This window comes from Paenibacillus baekrokdamisoli (assembly GCF_003945345.1).
GTDB lineage: Bacteria > Bacillota > Bacilli > Paenibacillales > Paenibacillaceae > Paenibacillus_Z > Paenibacillus_Z baekrokdamisoli.
This window is the reverse complement of record NZ_AP019308.1, coordinates 5,175,199-5,194,334: the sequence shown is the minus strand read 5'-3', so window position 1 is coordinate 5,194,334 and position 19,136 is coordinate 5,175,199. Positions and strand designations below refer to the sequence as shown.

The window sequence follows — 19,136 nt, the reverse complement described above, 5'->3', positions numbered from 1 at the left end:
TCATTTTGTTGTAAATAACCGCCAACAGGCTGCAAACAACAATGTTGCAGCCTTCCTCGGCCCATCCACCCTTCCAGGTGCTACCTCACTTTACCTGGCCTTTTGTTGGCGTTCCGTTCGCATTAAACCAGCCACAGGGGATACCCCGTTTTACATTGACTCAGGAATTTATTTTTGTTACCATAAATAGTAAAAATACTTAGGGCTATGACGGACTAATAGTATGTGGCATCATTTGAATTCAGCGATCTGGGGATAGTGTGAGCTCAGACAAACCGCCATAGAAAAGGCAATCCTGAGCCAATAATAATAAGGTGGGCATACATTATTGTATGCCAACTGGGGTGGAACCGCGGGAGCTCAAGCTCTCGTCCCCGGACAGGCTATTTGCTTGTTCGGGGACGAGAGCTTTTTTACTTTCCCGGACATTGCTGAATCGATATCCAAAGAGGAGAAGATGAGTGATGAGTAAGGTGACAATGGATCAGATTGTTGGAATTGCGAAACATAGGGGATTTGTGTTCGGGGGTTCGGAAATATACGGGGGGCTCGCAAATACTTGGGATTATGGTCCTTTAGGCGTAGAGCTCAAAAATAATGTGAAACGAGCTTGGTGGAAAATGTTCATCCAACAGCAACCTTATAATGTCGGTCTTGATGCGGCAATTTTGATGAATCCTCAGGCATGGGTAGCTTCGGGCCATGTCGGTAATTTCAATGACCCTATGGTTGATTGCAAACAGTGCAAATCCCGTCACCGGGCAGATAAAATCATCGAAAACGCGCTGGCCGACAAGGGCATTGAGCTGGTTGTCGACGGATTGTCGTTCGATCAAATGATGCATTTAATAACGGAACATCATATTGTTTGTCCGGATTGCGGCGCTTTTGATTATACGGACATTCGCCAGTTTAATCTCATGTTTAAAACACACCAAGGTGTTACTGCCTCGAGCGCAAATGAGATTTATCTTCGTCCCGAAACGGCACAAGGCATTTTCGTCAATTTCAAAAATGTTCAGCGCACGATGCGCAAAAAACTTCCCTTTGGCATCGGACAGATAGGAAAAAGCTTTCGAAATGAAATCACCCCGGGGAACTTCACATTCCGAACCCGTGAGTTCGAGCAGATGGAACTAGAGTTTTTCTGTAAACCAGGCGAAGATATGGAGTGGTTTATGTATTGGCGCAACTATTGCCGCGACTGGCTCCTCGCCCTTGGTATGAAGGAAGAATCTATACGCCTTCGAGATCATTCTGAAGATGAACTCTCACACTACAGCAATGCGACAACCGATATTGAATATAAATTTCCGTTTGGCTGGGGAGAATTATGGGGTATTGCGGATCGAACGGACTATGACTTGAAACAGCATATGGAGCATTCCGGTGAGGACTTCACCTATTTAGACCCGAATTCAAATGAACGTTTCATTCCTTACTGTATTGAGCCTTCGCTGGGAGCTGATCGTGTCACACTTGCATTCCTGATTGATGCATATGAGGAACAAGAGCTAGAGGGAGGAGATCGGCGTAACGTATTTCACTTTCATCCCGCACTAGCACCTTATAAGGCGGCTGTATTTCCCCTTTCTAAAAAACTGTCGGACGGTGCTCAAACAATTTTCCACAATTTGGCGCAGCATTTCATGATGGACTACGACGATACAGGATCAATCGGAAAACGGTACCGCCGTCATGATGAAATAGGTACTCCTTTCTGTATTACGTATGACTTTGAATCGGAAACGGATGGTCAAGTCACGGTGCGTTTCAGGGATTCGATGGAACAGCAACGAATGCAGATCAGCGAACTAGTAACATTCCTGTATGAAAAGATGAAGTGGTCAATAGTTTAGCAATATCGTACGAGTTCCGAGCATTCTCATGGTAAATCCGACAGCTGGAGCGATTGGATTTCCTACCCTGACGCCCCCATCGGCACCGGACCCGAGTAACAGCCGAGAAGTCCCGTCGTACAAGGGCTGGGCGTACATGGCACATGGCTCTTTAAGTTCCATCGCTATGTATCCAAAGTACCCGAAGTCAACACGGAGACAATATGCGGTCAGTGAAAACACATACGGAGAAGGTCGAACCAATTAAGCCTCCTTATGGTTTTTGACAACGTGAAGAAGAGCCGGATCCCCTCATTGGAGGACTTCCTGCTCTTGTTCTGTTCCTGTAGAATTATGACTAGTTGAAAAGGCTACCGAGATCTCGGTAGCCTTTTGTCGTACGTTTAATATTCCTAGGCATGCGACAACATAGGAGCACAGAATGCGGTTTTCATGTTCCAATCATTCTTTGACTTGATAAATAGTAAGTCACTCTGTTTCTTTGGTTCATAATTCACTTTTTCTGCAAATCGATCCGGAGTGAAATGAAAATGGATCGTTTCGGTATTAATGTTGCTGATATGAGAGAGTAAATCAGTAAAATCGACTTTGTGTTGACTCACTACATCATACAATTGAAGAATATCCCCTTCATTCTGATAGACAATAATAGCGTCATACTCTTCAAAAAAGTAAATATCGTCTGGAAAAACATTCAGGGCATAGAACATGAAAATACCTTGGTTATTACTAATCCCAAATTGATTCGAAATTGGCGAGCGCGATTGAAGGATTCTTTTAAGAAGTTCTTGATCTTTTTTATAGGCACAATTGAGCTTTCGAAGTCCGTTATCAACAAGTGAGTGGGAAGAAACTTTCATGCTAAAGTGAGATTCGGACATCGCAATGAATCCGAATTTAGGATAAAAGTGGTGAACGCTGTCGTTCGCAAACAAATAAAAAACTTCACACTCATCTTGATAGGTTTCTAATACGTGATTCATTAATTGCCTTGATAATCCTTTTCCTCTAAAATCGGGGTGCGTCATGACAGTCCCTATTTGAATTGCACTTTTGTTTTCCCCGCTTATCATCAAGTTCATTTTACTTATCGAAACGTTAGAAATTACTTTTTTATCTTTAACAATTGAGTGGCAAACGTAATTCTCATCCCAGTACCCCTGTTGGTACCAGTCTTCAAAATCAATACCAAATACCTTAATTGCTAATTCATTGAAACTTTTTCTTAGTAATTCATTTTTCTGATAGTTGCAAATTGTTGAATAACCGGACGATTCTATTCCTAGATTCATATTAGTTCCTCCTCAGTGTGGAAGGAAACAAAATAGTGAGGTTATAGGAGAAAATGAGCTCAAAAAAATGCAGACACCACGTAGGTAACTGCATCGATGGCTTATAACACTCCATACGTTGCATCCTTGTAATGGATCAAATGGACAAACTAATCCCTTGGTTAAAAAATACCCAAAAGAAAGAATGCCTCATGATACGTATCCATTACAAAGCTGCTGGCATAGAGTTTGAATCTCCTTCCGTAATTCTCCTAAAAACAAAGATAACAAATGATTGTTTTCATTACAAGAATATTTTGTAATCATTCGATCCCAGTGCAATTTAAGTATCCTGCCCGTTCAATACCTTTCACTGAAACACTAAAGGCACAAAGCAGTGTATTGATTTTGAATACAGAGCCTAGCGAGAATAACGCCGTTGATTGCAAAGAGGCGCAAAAAGGGCTGCAACAGGTCAATTGATCATAGCCTGTTACAACCCCCAAATCTGAATGCTTATAACAAGCTCTTTGCAGCTTCAACCAATTGTTCTTTGGTCATATCAAGAGAATCTGACCTTACGTGATATACAATAGTCTTCCCTCCACTTTCTTTAATCCACATCACGTCTTGATTGATGTTGCTGTCTCCGTACAGGGATTGTTCATCTTTCGTATAGTGTGCCTTAAGCCCATTGATGTCAAGTTCCTCATAGGAAGTATTGGGCGGGGTCATCATCTCGAATTTAACTGTAGGACCGTTCACAATATCCCACGTCAAATATATCGAATCTTGATTTGAATTTCGGAATACTGAAGTATAGGGAGATGTCGGCTTGATGGATGAACCGATTGTTTTGCGCCACAAAGTCTTACTCCCCGTCTTCTTGCTCTCCGCTTTCATGCCCTCCCATACACTTATGGCATCGGTGCCAAGGGCTGGGAAGAACGGATCGCCTTCCATTCCTTCCACGAAATCAAACGATCCCAGGAGCGAATCAGGAAGCTTTTCCTCTACTTCGTGCTCCTTTAATTTTGTTTTCCATTGTTCAATCTCGGATAGGGTAACGGGATTAAACGCGCCTAACCAACTGCCATAGAAGTCGAAATCGGATACATATACGACTGCAGTCTCGCCGGGTCCCAGCTGGGATTTGACTTCCTTTAACGTAAGGCGCACTCTCTCCAGGGCATCTTTCTCTAATTTCAGTTGTTGGTTGCTATGAACGTTAACAGTGGCATTCCCGTTCTTATCTGTAAACAGTAATTTACTACCCGTGTATGCGAATCCGCATACGATCATTACGATTATGGCAATCAAGACGACTTTCGGCATTTTCCATTTTCTCGGCATGAATGGCTTTCCCCTTTGTTGCATCACCTGCTGCCTGTATTCCGCCGTAATTCGGGTATCCAGATCGGGAGGGCACTTCCTATTCTGGGAGTCTTGTTCGAACTCCTTGACCAATTGACGCTCAATAGACAAAGCCATCACCCTCCTTTCGCAAACCCTTTTGATCGAGTCGACGGCGTAAATGCTTAAGCGCATGATGATGCCTAGATTTTACTGTGCCTAACGGAATCTTCAACAATTCGGCAATTTCCTCGAGGGAGCAATCCTGATAGTAACGGAGGACGACAACCTCCTTAAATTTGAGCGATAGGGTCTGCAGGATCGGAAGCAAGTCCAATCGATCGCTCAGAGCCATCAATCGCAACTCTGCAGCATTACCGGAAGATTTGGAAGTGTTGGATCTCAACTTTTCCGCGATGCGATAAAGGCGCCATCCCTTTCGCTTCCAGCTTCGTACTTGCCTGACGATCAAACCGTTAAACCATGGAGCGAAATTTTGTTCCGAATCATACTTATGCAGACTTCTATACAGTTCGAAATAGACTTCGCTCATAATATCTCCAATATCTTGCTTGTCGGGAGCGAGATAACCGATCAATCTGTAAGCATGAACGCGCGTTGATTCGTAAACGACTTGAAATGCATGTTCATCGCCCTGGCTCATCCGGATAAGCCACGGGTTTAAGTCTAAGTCCATCATAGGGCCGGCCTCCATTCGGGTCTTACAACGGATATTGGCTCATTTTGCTAAAAAGGTTCATTCGGAATGATAAAAACTTGCCGTTAAGTATGATTATCATAGGCCCCGAAGGCCGAAAGAAGCCACATAAATGGAACATCTTCAATCACCTTCAACATACTTTTGTTCATCTGCTATGGCCCGTCTTTCCGAAAAAATAGCAAGAATGGTTCATCATAATGGGAGAAATTGTGTTACCCTTTTTATAGTATCATGGCAATAGAATCTGAGGAATAATTAGATAAAAGGGGATTAAAGAATGGAAATCGTGATTAATAAAGTATCTATCGAGCAAAAAAATGTGTTGGAAAATCTAATGACGCTTTTCCTTCATGATCTCTCCGAATATGCGGATGATATCAAAATAGATTCATCCGGGCTGCATCGGTTTGACGTTCTAGATTTATTTTTTGAGAAAGAGGGATTGACGCCGTTTTTCATACAAGCAGAAGGGGAGATCATAGGTTTCATTCTTATTCAAAGTGGCCCCTATTCCAATCCTGAACATGCTGACTATGTCTTGAATTCATTTTTTATCTTAAGAAGATATAGAAGAAGAGGAACAGGTACAGCAGTGGCTTCCAAGTTCTTAGAATTGTACCCCGGCAGATATTGCTGTGCTCAGTTGAAGAGCAATACACCAGCCGTTCAGTTCTGGAAAAAGGTCTATGCCAAACATAAGCTGAATGTGGTTGAGCTGGAACGTTTAGATGAGGGAAATCTTCTTGTAGAACAATATTTTAAGGTCTAAAGTTACTAGAGCTCCCGAGGAACCCCTATATGATCTCGCTGTATATCGTCTTCATCGGTGTATTTGCTATAATATTCCTCGTAATATATACGAATCGGAAATGACAATCAGCGATATAATCTCGAACGCGAGATTTTTATCCCGGGCGGAGGACAAGCCATGACCTACCATATCGCAATCTGCGACGACGAGCAGATTGAAGTCAAATATCTGTCTATGCTCGTAAACAAATGGGCGGCGGCGAATGGGCGAATAGCGGTAATGGATACCTTTGAATCTGCTGAAGCGTTTCTTTTTCGGTATGCCGAAAACAAGAGCTTTGACATTCTTCTGCTCGACATTGAGATGGGTGGAATGAACGGTGTGGAGCTTGCGCAGCATATTCGCCATGACAACGAATCGGTGCAAATCGTGTTTATTACAGGCTTTCCTGATTTCATCGCGCAGGGCTACGAGGTGTCGGCTCTGCATTATCTGATGAAGCCCGTGAGTGAAGTGAAGCTGTTTGCTGTGCTGGACAAGGCTAGCAAAAATCTAAACAAAATCGAACGTGCAATCATGCTGAACATCGGCGGCGAAAGTGTGCGTATTCCCGTTAGTAGCATTATTTGCGTCGAGGCGGCTGCACATTCTGTCTTGATTACGACGACTGCGGATCCATACGATGCGAAGCAATCTATCTCCGAGATCCTGAACATGCTGGGTGATAGTTTCATCCGCTGCCACCGATCCTACATCGTTGGGTTGAAATACATAAAGCGCATCACCAAAACCGATGTCATTCTCGACAATGGCATGGCAATACCACTTTCACGCCGCTCGTATGACGAGGTGAATCAAGCGTTTATCAAATTTTTCAAGGTGGAATGATGATGGGGCTTGGGAATTTTCTATTTGGACGAATGCTTGATCGCCGAATTTCCGAATATCAGAATGACCTCATCACCAAGCATTATGACGAGGTGCAGAATATATACAAGCAAATGCGCGGTTGGCGGCATGATTACCATAACCACATCCAGACGATGAAGGCGCATCTTGCACTTGGCCAGACCGACGAACTTGACGAATATTTAAGTAATCTGGATACCGATCTTTCTGCAGTCGATACGGTCATCCAGACAGGCAATGTCATGATTGATGCGATCCTTAACAGCAAGCTTTCGCTTATTGCGACCAAAAACATATCCGTCAATACCAAGGCTACCGTGCCTAGCAAGCTTCGAATCTCTGAGATCGACCTTTGTATTATTATCGGGAACCTGCTGGATAATGCCATGGAGGCGTGCCTGAAACAAACGACTCGGTCAGACCGCTTTATCCGCGTCTATATCGGAATTTTGAAAGAACAATTATATATTTCTGTCTCAAATTCCGTCGGTGGAGAAGTGATCAAGAGCGGTAAAACATTCCTCTCGACCAAAGACAGCGCCACTCACGGCTTCGGGCTGATGCGGGTGGATCGGATCACGGATAAATATAACGGTTATGTTAACCGCCAGAACGAAGAAGGCGTGTTCGCAACGGAGGTTATGCTTCCGCTTTAACCATTCGTGCTCGTATGTTGACCACTCGTGCAATAATTCATAGTCATTTCTCATGACATGCTATCCTAACGGCAAGGAGGTGCGTTGAATGAAGAATAAGAATAAGAATAAGGAAAAGGTAAAGCCCTTATATTCTTTGCCCAGTAATATTATATTTTTGCTCCAAAAATCGTGGCAGATGGACAAAACACTGTTTTTTGCGACCTTAATCCGTATCCCTATTGTCGTGCTGTTGCCGCTGCTTGCAACCTATTTATCCAAATATGTTGTGGAGCTTGTGTCGAATGGTTCGTCTGCGGGAACCTTGATTACTTATGTATTGTGTATTTCTGCTGCGATATTGTCACTTCACTTGCTGAATAACTTTGTCAGCACAAAGATCGAATGGAGAGCTTACGGTAACCGTTTTTTATACTTAAATTTGAGCAATCATAAAATAATGGATACAGACTATGACAACATCGAAAGCCCTGACGGGCAAACAAAAATGCAAAAAGCAATAAATACGCTTACCAATAACGGCGGCGGAACACAGCAAATTTTCAGTCAATTCGTCAATATCTGCTCCAATTCTATTGGTCTTGTCACTTACTCGGCTTTGATTTTCACACTTAGCCCGTGGATTGTACTGTTGCTCTGCGGAATGACCATAGCCAATTATTATGTTAATAAGGCAAACAATTACTGGGTGCATAAGAATAAAGATCATTGGGTGCCGATTGATCGGAAGCTCGGATACATTAGTAATAAAGCTGGCGATTTTGAGGTTGCGAAGGATATGCGTCTATACGGTATGTCCGGCTGGTTTAAGAATGTATTCGCAGGGTTACTAGCGGATCGAATGGTGTGGAGCAAGAAGACCGAGAAACGCGGCTTTGCTATCGATTTTTTTTCAGCAGTCATGACATTTATCAGAGATGGTGCGGCATACGGATTTTTAATCTACCAAACTACTCAGAACGGGATTACGGCAGCGGAATTCGTGTTATACTTTGCGCTTATTTCACAATACTCCAATTGGCTCCTCGGTTTAATTGAATCCTACAATGAGCTGCAAGCTACAAGCCTCGGATTTTGCGATTTGCGTGAATTTCTAGATTTACCCGATCATTTCAATCGAGGAAAAGGGGCGGAATTACCATTAAACTCACCAGAGATTGTATTTGATCATGTTTCCTTTAGCTATCCCAATAGTGAAAATACCACCTTGAAGCACTTGAACTTTACGGTAAAGCAAGGTGAAAAGATCGCGCTGGTCGGGATCAACGGTGCTGGTAAAACGACGCTTGTTAAGCTACTTTGCGGACTATATCGTCCGACCGATGGGGAGATTAGGGTAGGAAATGTAACCATAGCGGAGTATAACCGTGACGAATATTATAAGCTGTTATCCGTTGTTTTTCAGGATATCAGTCTAATGCCGATTTCTATTGCGAAAAATATTGCTCTTTGCGAGGAGAAGCATATAGACAGAGAACGACTTAAGCAGGTGTTAAAGCTTTCGGGGCTTTATGAAAAGGTGCAAATGCTGCCTGAGAAGGAAAACACATTACTTCTAAAAAGCATTCATGAACATGCAACTGATTTATCCGGTGGGGAAAAACAAAAGCTTGCGCTAGCAAGGGCCTTGTATAAAGGAGGCAATATCATCATTCTGGATGAGCCTACCGCCGCACTTGATCCGATTGCAGAAAATGAAATGTATTTGAAATACAACGAATTGACATCGGGCGCAACCTCGGTATTTATCTCACATCGATTATCAAGCACTCGCTTTTGCGACAAGATTCTCTTCCTTGAGCATGGTGAAATTATCGAGGAAGGCTGCCATGACGAACTTATGAAACTTGGAGGCAAATACGCCGATATGTTCAATCTCCAAAGTCACTATTATAAGGAGGTTGTGGAAGTATGAAACGCTTGAGAGATGATATATTCTATATCTTCAAAGGGTTGAAAGAAATTCATAGAATTCGTCCGTGGCTGCTTACTCATCTTGTTATTCGCGGGATTTTTGAAGCGATCACCCCCTTTATAAATATCTATATGTCTGCACTTATTATTGATGGAATAAACGACGGAGAAACCTTTCAGCTTTTAATGGAGTACGCTGGGATTACGATATCATTAAATTTAATAGTTGCTCTGCTTATCAGATTGATGAATAGATTCATTCAGATCTTGAAGGAGGAGCTTAACCACAAATATGAAATGGTATTGAGTCAAAAAATTATCGATATGGATTATACAAGTATCGAAAATCCGGAAACACACCGTTTGAGAGAAAAGATTAAAGATATCCGCAATATGAGCAACGGAGGAATCTGGCTGCTGGTTACTTCGTTCCAAGAGCTTATCAAATGCCTGTTTGTTATTATTTTTTCGGTGGCACTAACCTTTTCATTATTTACGCTGAGCGGTGGCAATGAATTGTCGGGCATATATAGCTTTGTGGCATCGCCGATCTTTTCGCTTATTTTAGGAGTATGTATTCTTGCGAATGTTATTATCAGTATGTATGCGAATGCAACCGTCACCAAAAAGATGCATCGTATAATGAATGAGGTCATCCCGTTCAACCGGATATTCGGATACTATATTAACAGCTATCTCTCTTCCTATCACGCAGGAAAGGATATTCGGATTTATAATCAGAAGGGATTAATTGAAAGTGAATCTATGGCTTTGTTCGGTGGCGCTAACGTTACACTTAGCAAGCTGTCTAACAATCAGATGAAGTATTCGGGTATTACAACGACTTCTACAGTCATAATCACTACTCTTATCTATCTCTTTGTCGGATTAAAAGCATTGGCGGGATTGTTCGGTATCGGCTCTATTATCAGGTATGTGGGAAGTATAAATGAGTTCACCGGCGCTTTTACAAGCTTTATGAATCAGCTTGCCATGATGCGTGCGAATAATGAAAGTATGAAGGTCTTTTTTGATTTTCTCGACATCCCCTCACAAATGTACCAGGGTACGCTCCCCGTCGAAAAGCGGGCGCTCTGTCATGACGGTGACAACGATTACGAAATCGAGTTTCGAAAAGTGTCGTTCAAATATCCGTCGTCGGAAAATTATACGCTCCGTGATGTATCGTTAAAGCTTAAAATTGGCGAGCGACTCGCTGTGGTTGGTATGAACGGAAGTGGGAAAACGACCTTAATCAAGCTTCTTTGCCGCCTGTACGACCCGACTGAAGGCGAAATTCTGCTCAACGGCATTAACATTAAGAAGTATAACTATGACGAGTATATGTCCATCTTCTCGGTTGTTTTCCAAGACTTCAAGCTGTTTTCATTCAGCTTAGGGCAGAATGTTGCAGCCAAAGTCGATTACGACAAGGCAAAGGTTGAAGCATTCCTGGCAGAAGCGGGCTTCGGCGAACGATACAACGAGATGCCTGATGGAACGGAAACCTGCCTATACAAGGATTTTGACGAAAATGGCGTTGAAATCTCCGGTGGTGAAGCACAGAAAATTGCACTGGCTCGTGCGCTTTACAAAGAAGCGCCGTTTATCATTCTTGATGAGCCGACTGCCGCACTCGACCCGATTGCCGAGTATGAAATTTATTCCAAATTTAACGAAATCGTTGGCAACAAAACGGCAATCTATATCTCGCACCGCTTATCAAGCTGCCGCTTCTGCGATGATATCGCCGTCTTCCACGAAGGTAAACTGATTCAAAGAGGCAGCCATGAAGAGCTTGTTTCCAAAGCAGGTGGTAAGTACCACGAGCTTTGGTACGCGCAAGCGCAGTATTATGCGGTAACTTCGAATTAATAACCGCCGGCTCCGAACAGCATTAGAGTTCATACGACATGGTCGAATTTGAAGTCATCGTCATACGCCTATTTGACGATGGTCGGTAAGTGCTCATAGCTTCAGACTAAGTGACCAGTAAGTGACCTGTTGCAGCCCTTTTTGGGCTTTTCGTTCAAAATTTTGAAAACAAGAACCCGGGAAAGCAGGGGATGTCAAAGAAGAATTGATATTTTGCACGAATAATATTCACATGCTTGCACGGAATTATTATTTTTTATCGTCTGTATTTGAAAGGGGGGTAAAACATGCACTCGGAAGATATTTTGCTTAAAAAAACTATAGATTAACTAAGAGGCGATTAAGGAAAACCGTAGTGAACAGTATCTTAAGTAACGGAAATTTTTTACAATATATGATAAGATAAATATAGAAAAATAAGGAATGTTAATACACTATGGTATAAGGGAGAGGTCTATTACATGTTTCGCAAAGGGCTAATTATTTTTACAAGTATGTTATTTTTATTTATTGCAACAACTCCTGTGAGTGCAGCCTCAACGAAATCACCTCAAACATCGATCTTACTAATACTTAATGGTCAAAAGGTACAGACGGTTACGCCTCCAGTAGTAGTCAATGGAAGTGTATTCGTACCGTTAAACTTGCTTTGGTCTCTTGGGTTTAGCGTAACTTTTAGTAAGGATATGCAGATAATTACAGTAAAGAAATATACGACAACCTCTGTGTTAACCTTCGAATCATTAAAAGCAAAGATTGGTGATACGCAGGTAACATTACCTCACAAGCCAACGATTATAAATGGTAGTAGGTACATCTCTGCAAAAACAATAGGGCTCTTAGATTCAAATATTCAGTCAATCTGGGATGGGAAAATAGCAACTTTATCAATTGTTGATTATGGCCTCGAGATGGAAAAAGCTTTGCAAACAGATGACCTATCTAATTTCCAACAGCTGCTAAAGAATAAGAGAATTAACCCGGAGTGGGCACTGGACAACGTCATGTATAATCAAAAAGGTACAGAGTGGGCTAGTGCTGCGATTGAGAGGGTTACAAATGTCCTTCAGCCGTTTAACTACTTTGAACGGGCGATTAACCTTCGACGAATTGATATCGTAAAGCTAATGCTGGATAAAGGCAAAGTAGATGTAAAGAGCTTGCCAGCAACGATGTTCGGGTACTCTTATGTTGGACTCGCGTATTTACAATTGACAACGTATGTATACGATCCAACAAAGAAAAAAGCGATGTACAAATATAATTCTGAACCATCATTTGAACTGGCGGAGTTACTGTATGAGAGAGGCCTCATGGCGGATAATGCAGATGCGTACTATACGTATTCTGATTTTAGAACGGGTTCCGATTGGCTAGATTGGATGCTTTCTCATGGTGCAGATCCAGATGGTGAGACTGTGAAAATGGTGTACCTAGATCAAACGGAAAGCAATATTTCATTTTATCATGCACCTAGTGCGCCTGATCCAACTGCTAGGCAGAAGTTAATTATATCTGCCTATTTAATAACAACATGGAGTCCTAGTCCCGAGCAAATGGAAAAGCTTAAAACCTTAGTCGTAGACCTTAAAGCTAACCTTGATCCACTTACTCAGGCACAGAAGGATCGTCTTCTATATTTAGCGAACTCGAATAATATGACGGATCTTGCTCATGTGTTGATCGGCGCAGGAGCGGTATAAGGAAACTCCGCAAGCGACAGCTGGGGCATTGGATTTCTTATGCGGACAATCCGATTGCGACGGGAGAGGAGCATAAGCGAGAGATCGCGTCCCACGCGGGTTTAGGGGCTGTGACAGGTTGCTGAGCGGTGACCTGTCACAGCCCTCTTTGGGCTTTCCTGCAAACAGGATGTAAACAAGAACCGGAAGAAAGCAGTCAAAGTCAGTATAGTTATAGTAATTTTTTAACCAAACAAGTTGTGCATAAATGGTAAAATAAAGGAGCTGTATGATTAAGGGGGGACGAGAGATGGATAAAGACCTGGTTTCATTATTTGATCAATACTATGAGGAACATAATTTTTTCGGTGCAGGACTTGTTAAAAAAAGCGATAAAATCATATTTGCTCGTGCGTATGGCTTGGCCCATAAGGGATTCAAAGTGTCTAATCATATTAATACTATGTTTGATACAGCGTCTGTCACGAAGTTGTTTACAGCAGTAGCGATTTTACAGCTTGTGGATAAGGAAAAGATAAAACTAGATGACCGGATTAGGGATATCATAGACCTAGCTGACACCAAAATACCCACTGACGTTACTATAGCTCATTTACTCACTCATACATCCGGTATTGCAGATGATGCGGATGAAGAAGAGGGAGAGAGCTACGAAGATTTGTTTATAAGCAAGCCCAATTATTCAATAAGAAATTGTGCCGATTTTATTCCGCAATTTGCGTATAAGGAACCAAAATTCAAGGCGGGAACTAACGTCAGCTATAATAACTGCGCATTTGTGCTGCTTGGACTTGTAATCGAAGAAGTAACCCATGAAAACTATCGAAATTATGTCGTTCAAAACATATTTAACACTTGCGGTATGCAGAACACGTCATTTACCTCAAAAGATGATGGTGATGCTCCTGTAGCTGAAGGATATGCCGCCATTACTAACGAGAACAATGAAGTTGTATGGCGTAAGAATATTTATTCATTTCCTCCGATTGGCACTTCTGATGGAGGTGCCTATACTACTGTTGGTGACCTTGATATATTTATGCGGGCACTGGTAGATGGAAAGCTTTTATCGAGAGAGATGACAAAGGAAATTATGAAACCTCATTCTAAAATAGAACAGAAATTTGAATGGGGGAAAATCATAAATGGCTATGGTTTTCATTTTATCTATAATAATGAGGGTAACCTTATTCGAATGTCCAAAGAGGGTTCAAATGCGGGTGTGGCGGCAATGTTTGCTTACTACCCGGAGATAGATGCAACCTGTATTATATTGGCCAATCAAACATGCAATGTATGGGAATTGCACTGGAAAGCGGAACAATTAATATTGACTACAAAATAATAGTCACATGTTGCAAACAACTGCCTAAAGCTATGGCCATATTACAAAGCGGTATCCTTCGTCAAAAGGAACGTCCGAGACGTAAAAGGAAAATTTTGAAGGAAAATTGATGTTGGTAATCGAATGCTAATAGGGAATGTCATTTTATTCTTGGAGTGATAAGAGGGAGGATGAAAATTTTGAAAGTTAAAAGTGCTTTAATCCTGCCGTTGGTTATTGCAATAATGCTAATGTCTTTGACTTCGGTATCCGCAGCGACGAAGCCAGTCGTGAAGCCGATACGGGTCTTCGTTCAGGACAAAGAAATTCGGCCGACCGCCGCTCCTGTCATACGAGGGGGGAGAGTGTACATCGAGTTTCGTAGCGTCGTCCAGGCGTTGGGTTTTAAAGTCAAGTACGACGCCGTCAAAAAGGTGATCAACGCCGATTCGGAAGACGCCTCATTTATGATTGATCTGAAGACGGGAGCGACGTACGTAGACGGAAAGCGATTCGTGTACGATCTGGAGGCACCAATGATCATCGTTTCCGGAGCCAATACGCTAGTCATGAACCAATTGTTTCACGCAACTAGTTATTTAGGTGCGGACTTTTATTCGGACACGAAGATCGTCAAAGTGTATGAGGCCCCGTGGGGAAAGCCGAAGAAAGCGGATCTAAGAACCATCCAATCGATCATTACAACGCACTTCCAAACGACCGGCGGCGCTTCGTCGATAACGGGCTTTGAATTGCAATCTTGGGGAACGTACGTAACAGTATCCGCGGACGTGACAATTCGGAAAAGCGGGGACGAACTGCTGGACCGTATCGAGCATGAAATAATTAAAATGGATCGCGAAGATGGAGACCATTGGGTAATTCGCGACATCCAATCTGTAACCGAATATCTCGATTTCAAATCTCTTTCGCAAAAGGAAGCGAGTGTGCCCGAGGTAGATAAGTCAGCCATCGTTGCCCTGTTGGAGGCTAGCATAAAAGCAAAGAATGAGGAAAATGCCGAAGCGCTGGTGGCGATGCTAAATCCTGATGCACCGCTTGGTCTTGGCATTTCGAGCAGGGAGGAGCTGCTGCTCCTTCTTAAGTACAGATTTCTCAAACAAGATATTGAATACGAAACGGATAAATCTACAATCGTTTCTTATGAGCCGAATAAAGCGACCGTTTATGTAGTTCTTACGATTAGAGATAAGGAGAATGGTGAGGAACTTCATTTTCGAAGTTACATTCTCTTGTCTTTAGTCAAAACTTCCGACGGCAAGTGGTATTTGAACCCCAATGGTGATGTCATGCTTGATAGTGAGACCCTTTAAAGTCATCGATGTTTAGTTTAATTTGATCTTTCGTAGCTTGACGACCATAGTATCGACTGGACAGGATACGAGAAGCAACCAAGACGCGACGCAACACAAAACCGCGGGACACGTCCGGCAGACGTGTCCCGTGGCTACTGTTGTTTTTTCTTTAGTCTTCGCTGGCTACTTTCGAGAAAAGTGCGAGAGCGTACAGCGCGGCGACACCGACGACGATATACACGATCCGCGATCCGACTTCTTCCGTTCCCCCAAAGATTTCACTGACGACGTCGTACTTGAATAAGCCCACGGATAGCCAATTCAAGCCACCGAGGATGATCAGAATCAGACTGATAATGTTAAGCACCTTCATTTAGAAACAGCCTCCTTAATGGGGTTTCCCTACCTTTTCTGGTGCAACTGTCTGACAGAGGTATGCTGATTCTTGGTTGTTCACTATAGATGTATGAGAAGCGGCCGCATGTTATGCCATACAACCCTACATTTTTCGCCGGACACACCGATCACCCAAAGATAAAGGCTATCTAAGGTATAAGGAGCTTACCAAAGATGATCACTTATAGAATATGCACTAACGTAACCATGACCCAAATTTTTGAAGCTTTTACGCTGGGCTTTTCGGATTATCTCGTTCCCTTAAAGATGGACCAGGACACTTTCGTAGCGCGTTTTTTTGGCCCTGAGGGTAATACACTGGATCATTCCTTTATCGCATTGGATCAAGATTGTCCAATTGGTTTGATTCTCGGAGGTATCCGGCAATTCGACAGATTAAAGACAATGCGCTGCGGCACTCTTTGTGTGGCCCCTGCTTATCGTGGTCAAGGCATTAGCTATAAGTTGGTTGAAATGCATAAAAATATAGCATTGACGGCTCAGTGCAAACAACTTTTCCTCGAAGTCATAAAGGATAATGATAGGGCTGTTAAATTCTACGAAAGGCATGGCTACCAATCCGTATATACTCTGAAATACTACACTTGTATGGTGTCGTCCATACCACCTGTTTCTCCTACCCTTCCTTATACTATGGAAGAAATCACATTTGACACACTAGAAACCTTTCGGAATGCTTTTCCCGACTGTCATATCAATTGGCAAAGTGATACGCCTTATTATGCTGCCAGTACACAGGAAGCTTTTCTATGTGCGTATGACGCCAATCATCGGCAAGTCTCCCTGATCGCCATGAGCCCACAGGGTAAAGTTAACTTCCTATGGGTTGATCCCAAGTATCGTAACCAAGGGCTCGGAAGCTCTTTGCTCCATAAAGCAGCACATAAACAAAAGGTTGAGAAAGTGACCGTCTGCCTGTCAAACAATGCCTCTCTTGAAGGCTTTTTCAGAAAATTAGGCTTCGAAAAACAGCCCCTTGAGCAATACGAAATGTATGTGCCATTGTAGAAATGGTTCCTCTAATAAGAGTTACCTTCGAAAACGTTATTTTAAAGAACCCGCCTCCTAAGATAATAGGGAAGCGGGTTCTTTATGCTTTTGCTGATCTGATTTATCGAATCTACAGGTAACACATATTTCCATTATTCTGTATGTATTCTCAACACTGGCTCGGGGGTTACAATCTAAATCTGTTCAAGCTGGCACTCGTGTAGTCAAGAGGTGTATACGAAAGTAAAGACTAGTATATGGATGAAGATCGCTCTCCTTCCTATACTAGAACTATGAAGGGAAGCTTCATCAAAGCAGCTATTATATTAAGACAATGTGGAGGGGTAGTATGAAGATGAAAAGAAGGGTACTTACGATCGGTGCATTGATTCTTTGTTTGGCTATTACCGCATGTGGGAATAACACGGGTAATCAAACAAGTATTAACACGAAGGATCCAGTCAAGCAGCCAGATAAGGCATCTAATCAAGGAAATGAAGTAATTGAAGTTTCGACAGTTTCACCAAGTGATCAATATTTGAAGTTTGATGAAGGTGAGAGCTTTGCAAAAAACGCCATTTATGATGCATATGAGAAAGATATTGGCGTTAAGATTACGAATAAGTGGATAGCGGATACCAGTCAATTCAATGAAAAAGTAAAAATCACAATTGCATCTGATGATCTTCCAGATTTCCTCTTGGTTAATGCGACACAATTGAAAGAGCTGACCGAAGCGGGTATGATCATGGATCTGACGAAAGTGTATGACGAGAATGCGACAGATGAAACGAAGAAGTTCTTGATGATGGATGGCGGCATGCAGATGAAGACTGCGATGTTCGACAATAAGCTCATGGGTATTCCTAGCTCTTATAATCCGTACAGCTATCAGTTCCTATATGTACGTACGGACTGGCTGAAGAAGTTGAATTTGCCAGAACCGAAGACGATGGCAGATGTTATGACGATTGCTGAAGCTTTTAAAACCAAGAATCCTGGCGGTACGAGCAAATCGTACGGACTTGCAGTGAGCAAGGATCCATTTAACTCTGGAACAGGGGTTACAGGATTACAAGCTTTCCTCAATGGATACCATGCATATGGAAATATTTGGATTGATGATGGCAAAGGCGGTTTGGTCAATAGTGATATTCAGCCGCAAGTGAAGGTAGCACTTGGTGCACTTCAGGATATGTTCAAAAAGGGATTGCTTGATCCTGAATTCGCTGTTAAAGATGTAGAAAAAGAGGCAGAACTGATTTATGACAACAGTATTGGTATGGTATATGGTGCATCTTGGACACCAGCTCAGCTCGTTAAAGGTGCAGTCAAGGATGGAAAAGTTGTACAGGAGTGGGGAGCATTCCCGATTCCAACAGTAGATAGCGATCCAGCATTATCGCAAATTGGACTCGGTGTTGATCAATATTATGTCATCTCTAAGAAAGCGAAACATCCGGAAGGCGTTATTAAATTGCTGAACCAATGGATTGCTGTAGATAATCATCCAACAAATGAACAAAAAGTATATGAGTTCGGTAAAGGTCTAGTAGAGAAAGGCAATAATTACTGGCTGCTTAGTCCACTTCGTGTAGGTAAACAATTGGACAACAACGGTGAAATACTGCCAAAAGCGATTGAAAACAAAGATCAAAGTATACTGCAGACGAAGGATCAAAGAACACGGTATGAGCGTGCGATGAAATATGTTGACGGGGATACTAGCATGTGGTGGGAATATCTGATATCAGGTCCCAAAGGTGTCTATTCACTTGTTCCGCCAATCCAGAAGAACAAACAATATCTACAAAATAAATTTTATGGTGCACCAACACCGACAATGGTGGACAGACAGGAAATTTTGCTCAAGAAGCGGGATGAAGTCTTCTTCAAAATTATGATGAATCAAGTATCCGTTGATGAGTTCGATAAATTCGTAGAAGAATGGAAAAAGCTTGGTGGAGATGAAATTACTAAAGAGGTGAATGAGTTGTTCGCTGATCATAAATAATCGCAAAGCGGATAGATCGAGGGATTGGGTGTAACAATCCCTCTTTTTATTAACCACTTTGGA

The 19,136-nt window shown here is 42.4% G+C and carries 17 protein-coding genes; 12 read left to right on the top strand and 5 right to left on the bottom strand.

What is annotated here, in order from left to right; genetic code table 11:
- Nucleotides 1-328 precede the first annotated feature (328 nt).
- Complete coding sequence (locus EKN16_RS32430) at nt 329-472, top strand: hypothetical protein (protein ID WP_164522951.1); 144 nt, start codon at nt 329-331, stop codon at nt 470-472.
- Nucleotides 465-1,859, top strand: coding sequence for a glycine--tRNA ligase (locus EKN16_RS22780; RefSeq protein WP_125662628.1), 1,395 nt, complete (start codon nt 465-467; stop codon nt 1,857-1,859). The genes EKN16_RS32430 and EKN16_RS22780 overlap by 8 nt, the downstream gene beginning before the upstream one ends.
- Here EKN16_RS22780 and EKN16_RS22775 read toward each other — a convergent pair.
- From EKN16_RS22775 to EKN16_RS22760, 4 genes are all read right to left on the bottom strand, one after another.
- Complete coding sequence (locus EKN16_RS22775) at nt 1,848-2,102, bottom strand: hypothetical protein (RefSeq protein WP_125662625.1); 255 nt, start codon at nt 2,100-2,102, stop codon at nt 1,848-1,850. The two genes, EKN16_RS22780 and EKN16_RS22775, sit on opposite strands and share 12 nt — an antisense overlap.
- A gap of 149 nt (nt 2,103-2,251) precedes the next feature.
- Nucleotides 2,252-3,151 (bottom strand): GNAT family N-acetyltransferase, encoded by a 900-nt coding sequence (locus EKN16_RS22770; protein WP_125662622.1) that lies wholly within the window; start codon nt 3,149-3,151, stop codon nt 2,252-2,254.
- Nucleotides 3,152-3,646: 495 nt separating this feature from the next.
- Nucleotides 3,647-4,615 (bottom strand): hypothetical protein, encoded by a 969-nt coding sequence (locus tag EKN16_RS22765; protein ID WP_125662619.1) that lies wholly within the window; start codon nt 4,613-4,615, stop codon nt 3,647-3,649.
- Nucleotides 4,605-5,183 carry a sigma-70 family RNA polymerase sigma factor gene (locus EKN16_RS22760; RefSeq protein WP_125662616.1) on the bottom strand — a complete coding sequence of 193 codons (579 nt, stop codon included), beginning with the start codon at nt 5,181-5,183 and terminating at the stop codon, nt 4,605-4,607. Before EKN16_RS22760 ends, EKN16_RS22765 begins: the two co-directional genes overlap by 11 nt.
- Before the next feature lie 298 nt (nt 5,184-5,481).
- Here EKN16_RS22760 and EKN16_RS22755 point away from each other — a divergent pair, with 298 nt between their 5' ends.
- The 8 genes from EKN16_RS22755 (at nt 5,482) to EKN16_RS22720 (ending at nt 15,670) form a co-directional block, all read left to right on the top strand.
- Entirely contained in the window at nt 5,482-5,973 is a 492-nt protein-coding gene (locus EKN16_RS22755) for a GNAT family N-acetyltransferase (RefSeq protein ID WP_125662613.1), read from the top strand.
- 159 nt (nt 5,974-6,132) lie between these two features.
- A complete protein-coding gene (locus EKN16_RS22750) occupies nt 6,133-6,843 on the top strand; it encodes a LytR/AlgR family response regulator transcription factor (RefSeq protein ID WP_125662610.1) in 711 nt (236 codons plus the stop codon).
- Nucleotides 6,840-7,520, top strand: a complete 681-nt coding sequence (locus tag EKN16_RS22745; RefSeq protein WP_197719105.1) for a sensor histidine kinase — start codon at nt 6,840-6,842, stop codon at nt 7,518-7,520. The genes EKN16_RS22750 and EKN16_RS22745 overlap by 4 nt, the downstream gene beginning before the upstream one ends.
- A gap of 88 nt (nt 7,521-7,608) precedes the next feature.
- Entirely contained in the window at nt 7,609-9,435 is a 1,827-nt protein-coding gene (locus EKN16_RS22740; protein WP_125662607.1) for an ABC transporter ATP-binding protein, read from the top strand.
- Nucleotides 9,432-11,309: an ABC transporter ATP-binding protein gene (locus tag EKN16_RS22735; protein WP_125662604.1), complete on the top strand. Its 1,878-nt coding sequence runs from the start codon at nt 9,432-9,434 to the stop codon at nt 11,307-11,309. Before EKN16_RS22740 ends, EKN16_RS22735 begins: the two co-directional genes overlap by 4 nt.
- Before the next feature lie 461 nt (nt 11,310-11,770).
- Nucleotides 11,771-13,012 (top strand): stalk domain-containing protein, encoded by a 1,242-nt coding sequence (locus tag EKN16_RS22730; protein WP_125662601.1) that lies wholly within the window; start codon nt 11,771-11,773, stop codon nt 13,010-13,012.
- A 289-nt stretch (nt 13,013-13,301) separates the two neighbouring features.
- Nucleotides 13,302-14,357, top strand: coding sequence for a serine hydrolase domain-containing protein (locus EKN16_RS22725; RefSeq protein ID WP_125662598.1), 1,056 nt, complete (start codon nt 13,302-13,304; stop codon nt 14,355-14,357).
- 179 nt (nt 14,358-14,536) lie between these two features.
- Nucleotides 14,537-15,670: a stalk domain-containing protein gene (locus tag EKN16_RS22720; protein ID WP_164522950.1), complete on the top strand. Its 1,134-nt coding sequence runs from the start codon at nt 14,537-14,539 to the stop codon at nt 15,668-15,670.
- Between the two features lie 151 nt (nt 15,671-15,821).
- Here EKN16_RS22720 and EKN16_RS22715 read toward each other — a convergent pair whose 3' ends face one another.
- The gene (locus EKN16_RS22715) at nt 15,822-16,025 is read right to left on the bottom strand and encodes a DUF378 domain-containing protein (protein WP_125662591.1); all 204 of its coding nucleotides are present in this window, start codon (nt 16,023-16,025) and stop codon (nt 15,822-15,824) included.
- 197 nt (nt 16,026-16,222) lie between these two features.
- On the opposite strand from EKN16_RS22715, the gene EKN16_RS22710 reads away from it, so the two are divergent.
- Both EKN16_RS22710 and EKN16_RS22705 read left to right on the top strand, forming a co-directional pair.
- A complete protein-coding gene (locus EKN16_RS22710) occupies nt 16,223-17,077 on the top strand; it encodes a GNAT family N-acetyltransferase (protein ID WP_125662588.1) in 855 nt (284 codons plus the stop codon).
- A gap of 331 nt (nt 17,078-17,408) precedes the next feature.
- The gene (locus tag EKN16_RS22705) at nt 17,409-19,073 is read left to right on the top strand and encodes an extracellular solute-binding protein (protein WP_125662585.1); all 1,665 of its coding nucleotides are present in this window, start codon (nt 17,409-17,411) and stop codon (nt 19,071-19,073) included.
- Nucleotides 19,074-19,136: the final 63 nt, after the last annotated feature.

Bases quoted from the DNA above. Each gene is read 5' to 3' on its own strand.
- EKN16_RS22780 (WP_125662628.1), top strand. From the start codon at position 465: ATGAGTAAGGTGACAATGGATCAGATTGTTGGAATTGCGAAACATAGG.
- EKN16_RS22770 (WP_125662622.1), bottom strand. From the start codon at position 3,151: ATGAATCTAGGAATAGAATCGTCCGGTTATTCAACAATTTGCAACTAT.
- EKN16_RS22760 (WP_125662616.1), bottom strand. From the start codon at position 5,183: ATGATGGACTTAGACTTAAACCCGTGGCTTATCCGGATGAGCCAGGGC.
- EKN16_RS22755 (WP_125662613.1), top strand. From the start codon at position 5,482: ATGGAAATCGTGATTAATAAAGTATCTATCGAGCAAAAAAATGTGTTG.
- EKN16_RS22750 (WP_125662610.1), top strand. From the start codon at position 6,133: ATGACCTACCATATCGCAATCTGCGACGACGAGCAGATTGAAGTCAAA.
- EKN16_RS22745 (WP_197719105.1), top strand. From the start codon at position 6,840: ATGATGATGGGGCTTGGGAATTTTCTATTTGGACGAATGCTTGATCGC.
- EKN16_RS22740 (WP_125662607.1), top strand. From the start codon at position 7,609: ATGAAGAATAAGAATAAGAATAAGGAAAAGGTAAAGCCCTTATATTCT.
- EKN16_RS22735 (WP_125662604.1), top strand. From the start codon at position 9,432: ATGAAACGCTTGAGAGATGATATATTCTATATCTTCAAAGGGTTGAAA.
- EKN16_RS22730 (WP_125662601.1), top strand. From the start codon at position 11,771: ATGTTTCGCAAAGGGCTAATTATTTTTACAAGTATGTTATTTTTATTT.
- EKN16_RS22725 (WP_125662598.1), top strand. From the start codon at position 13,302: ATGGATAAAGACCTGGTTTCATTATTTGATCAATACTATGAGGAACAT.
- EKN16_RS22715 (WP_125662591.1), bottom strand. From the start codon at position 16,025: ATGAAGGTGCTTAACATTATCAGTCTGATTCTGATCATCCTCGGTGGC.
- EKN16_RS22710 (WP_125662588.1), top strand. From the start codon at position 16,223: ATGATCACTTATAGAATATGCACTAACGTAACCATGACCCAAATTTTT.
- EKN16_RS22705 (WP_125662585.1), top strand. From the start codon at position 17,409: ATGAAGATGAAAAGAAGGGTACTTACGATCGGTGCATTGATTCTTTGT.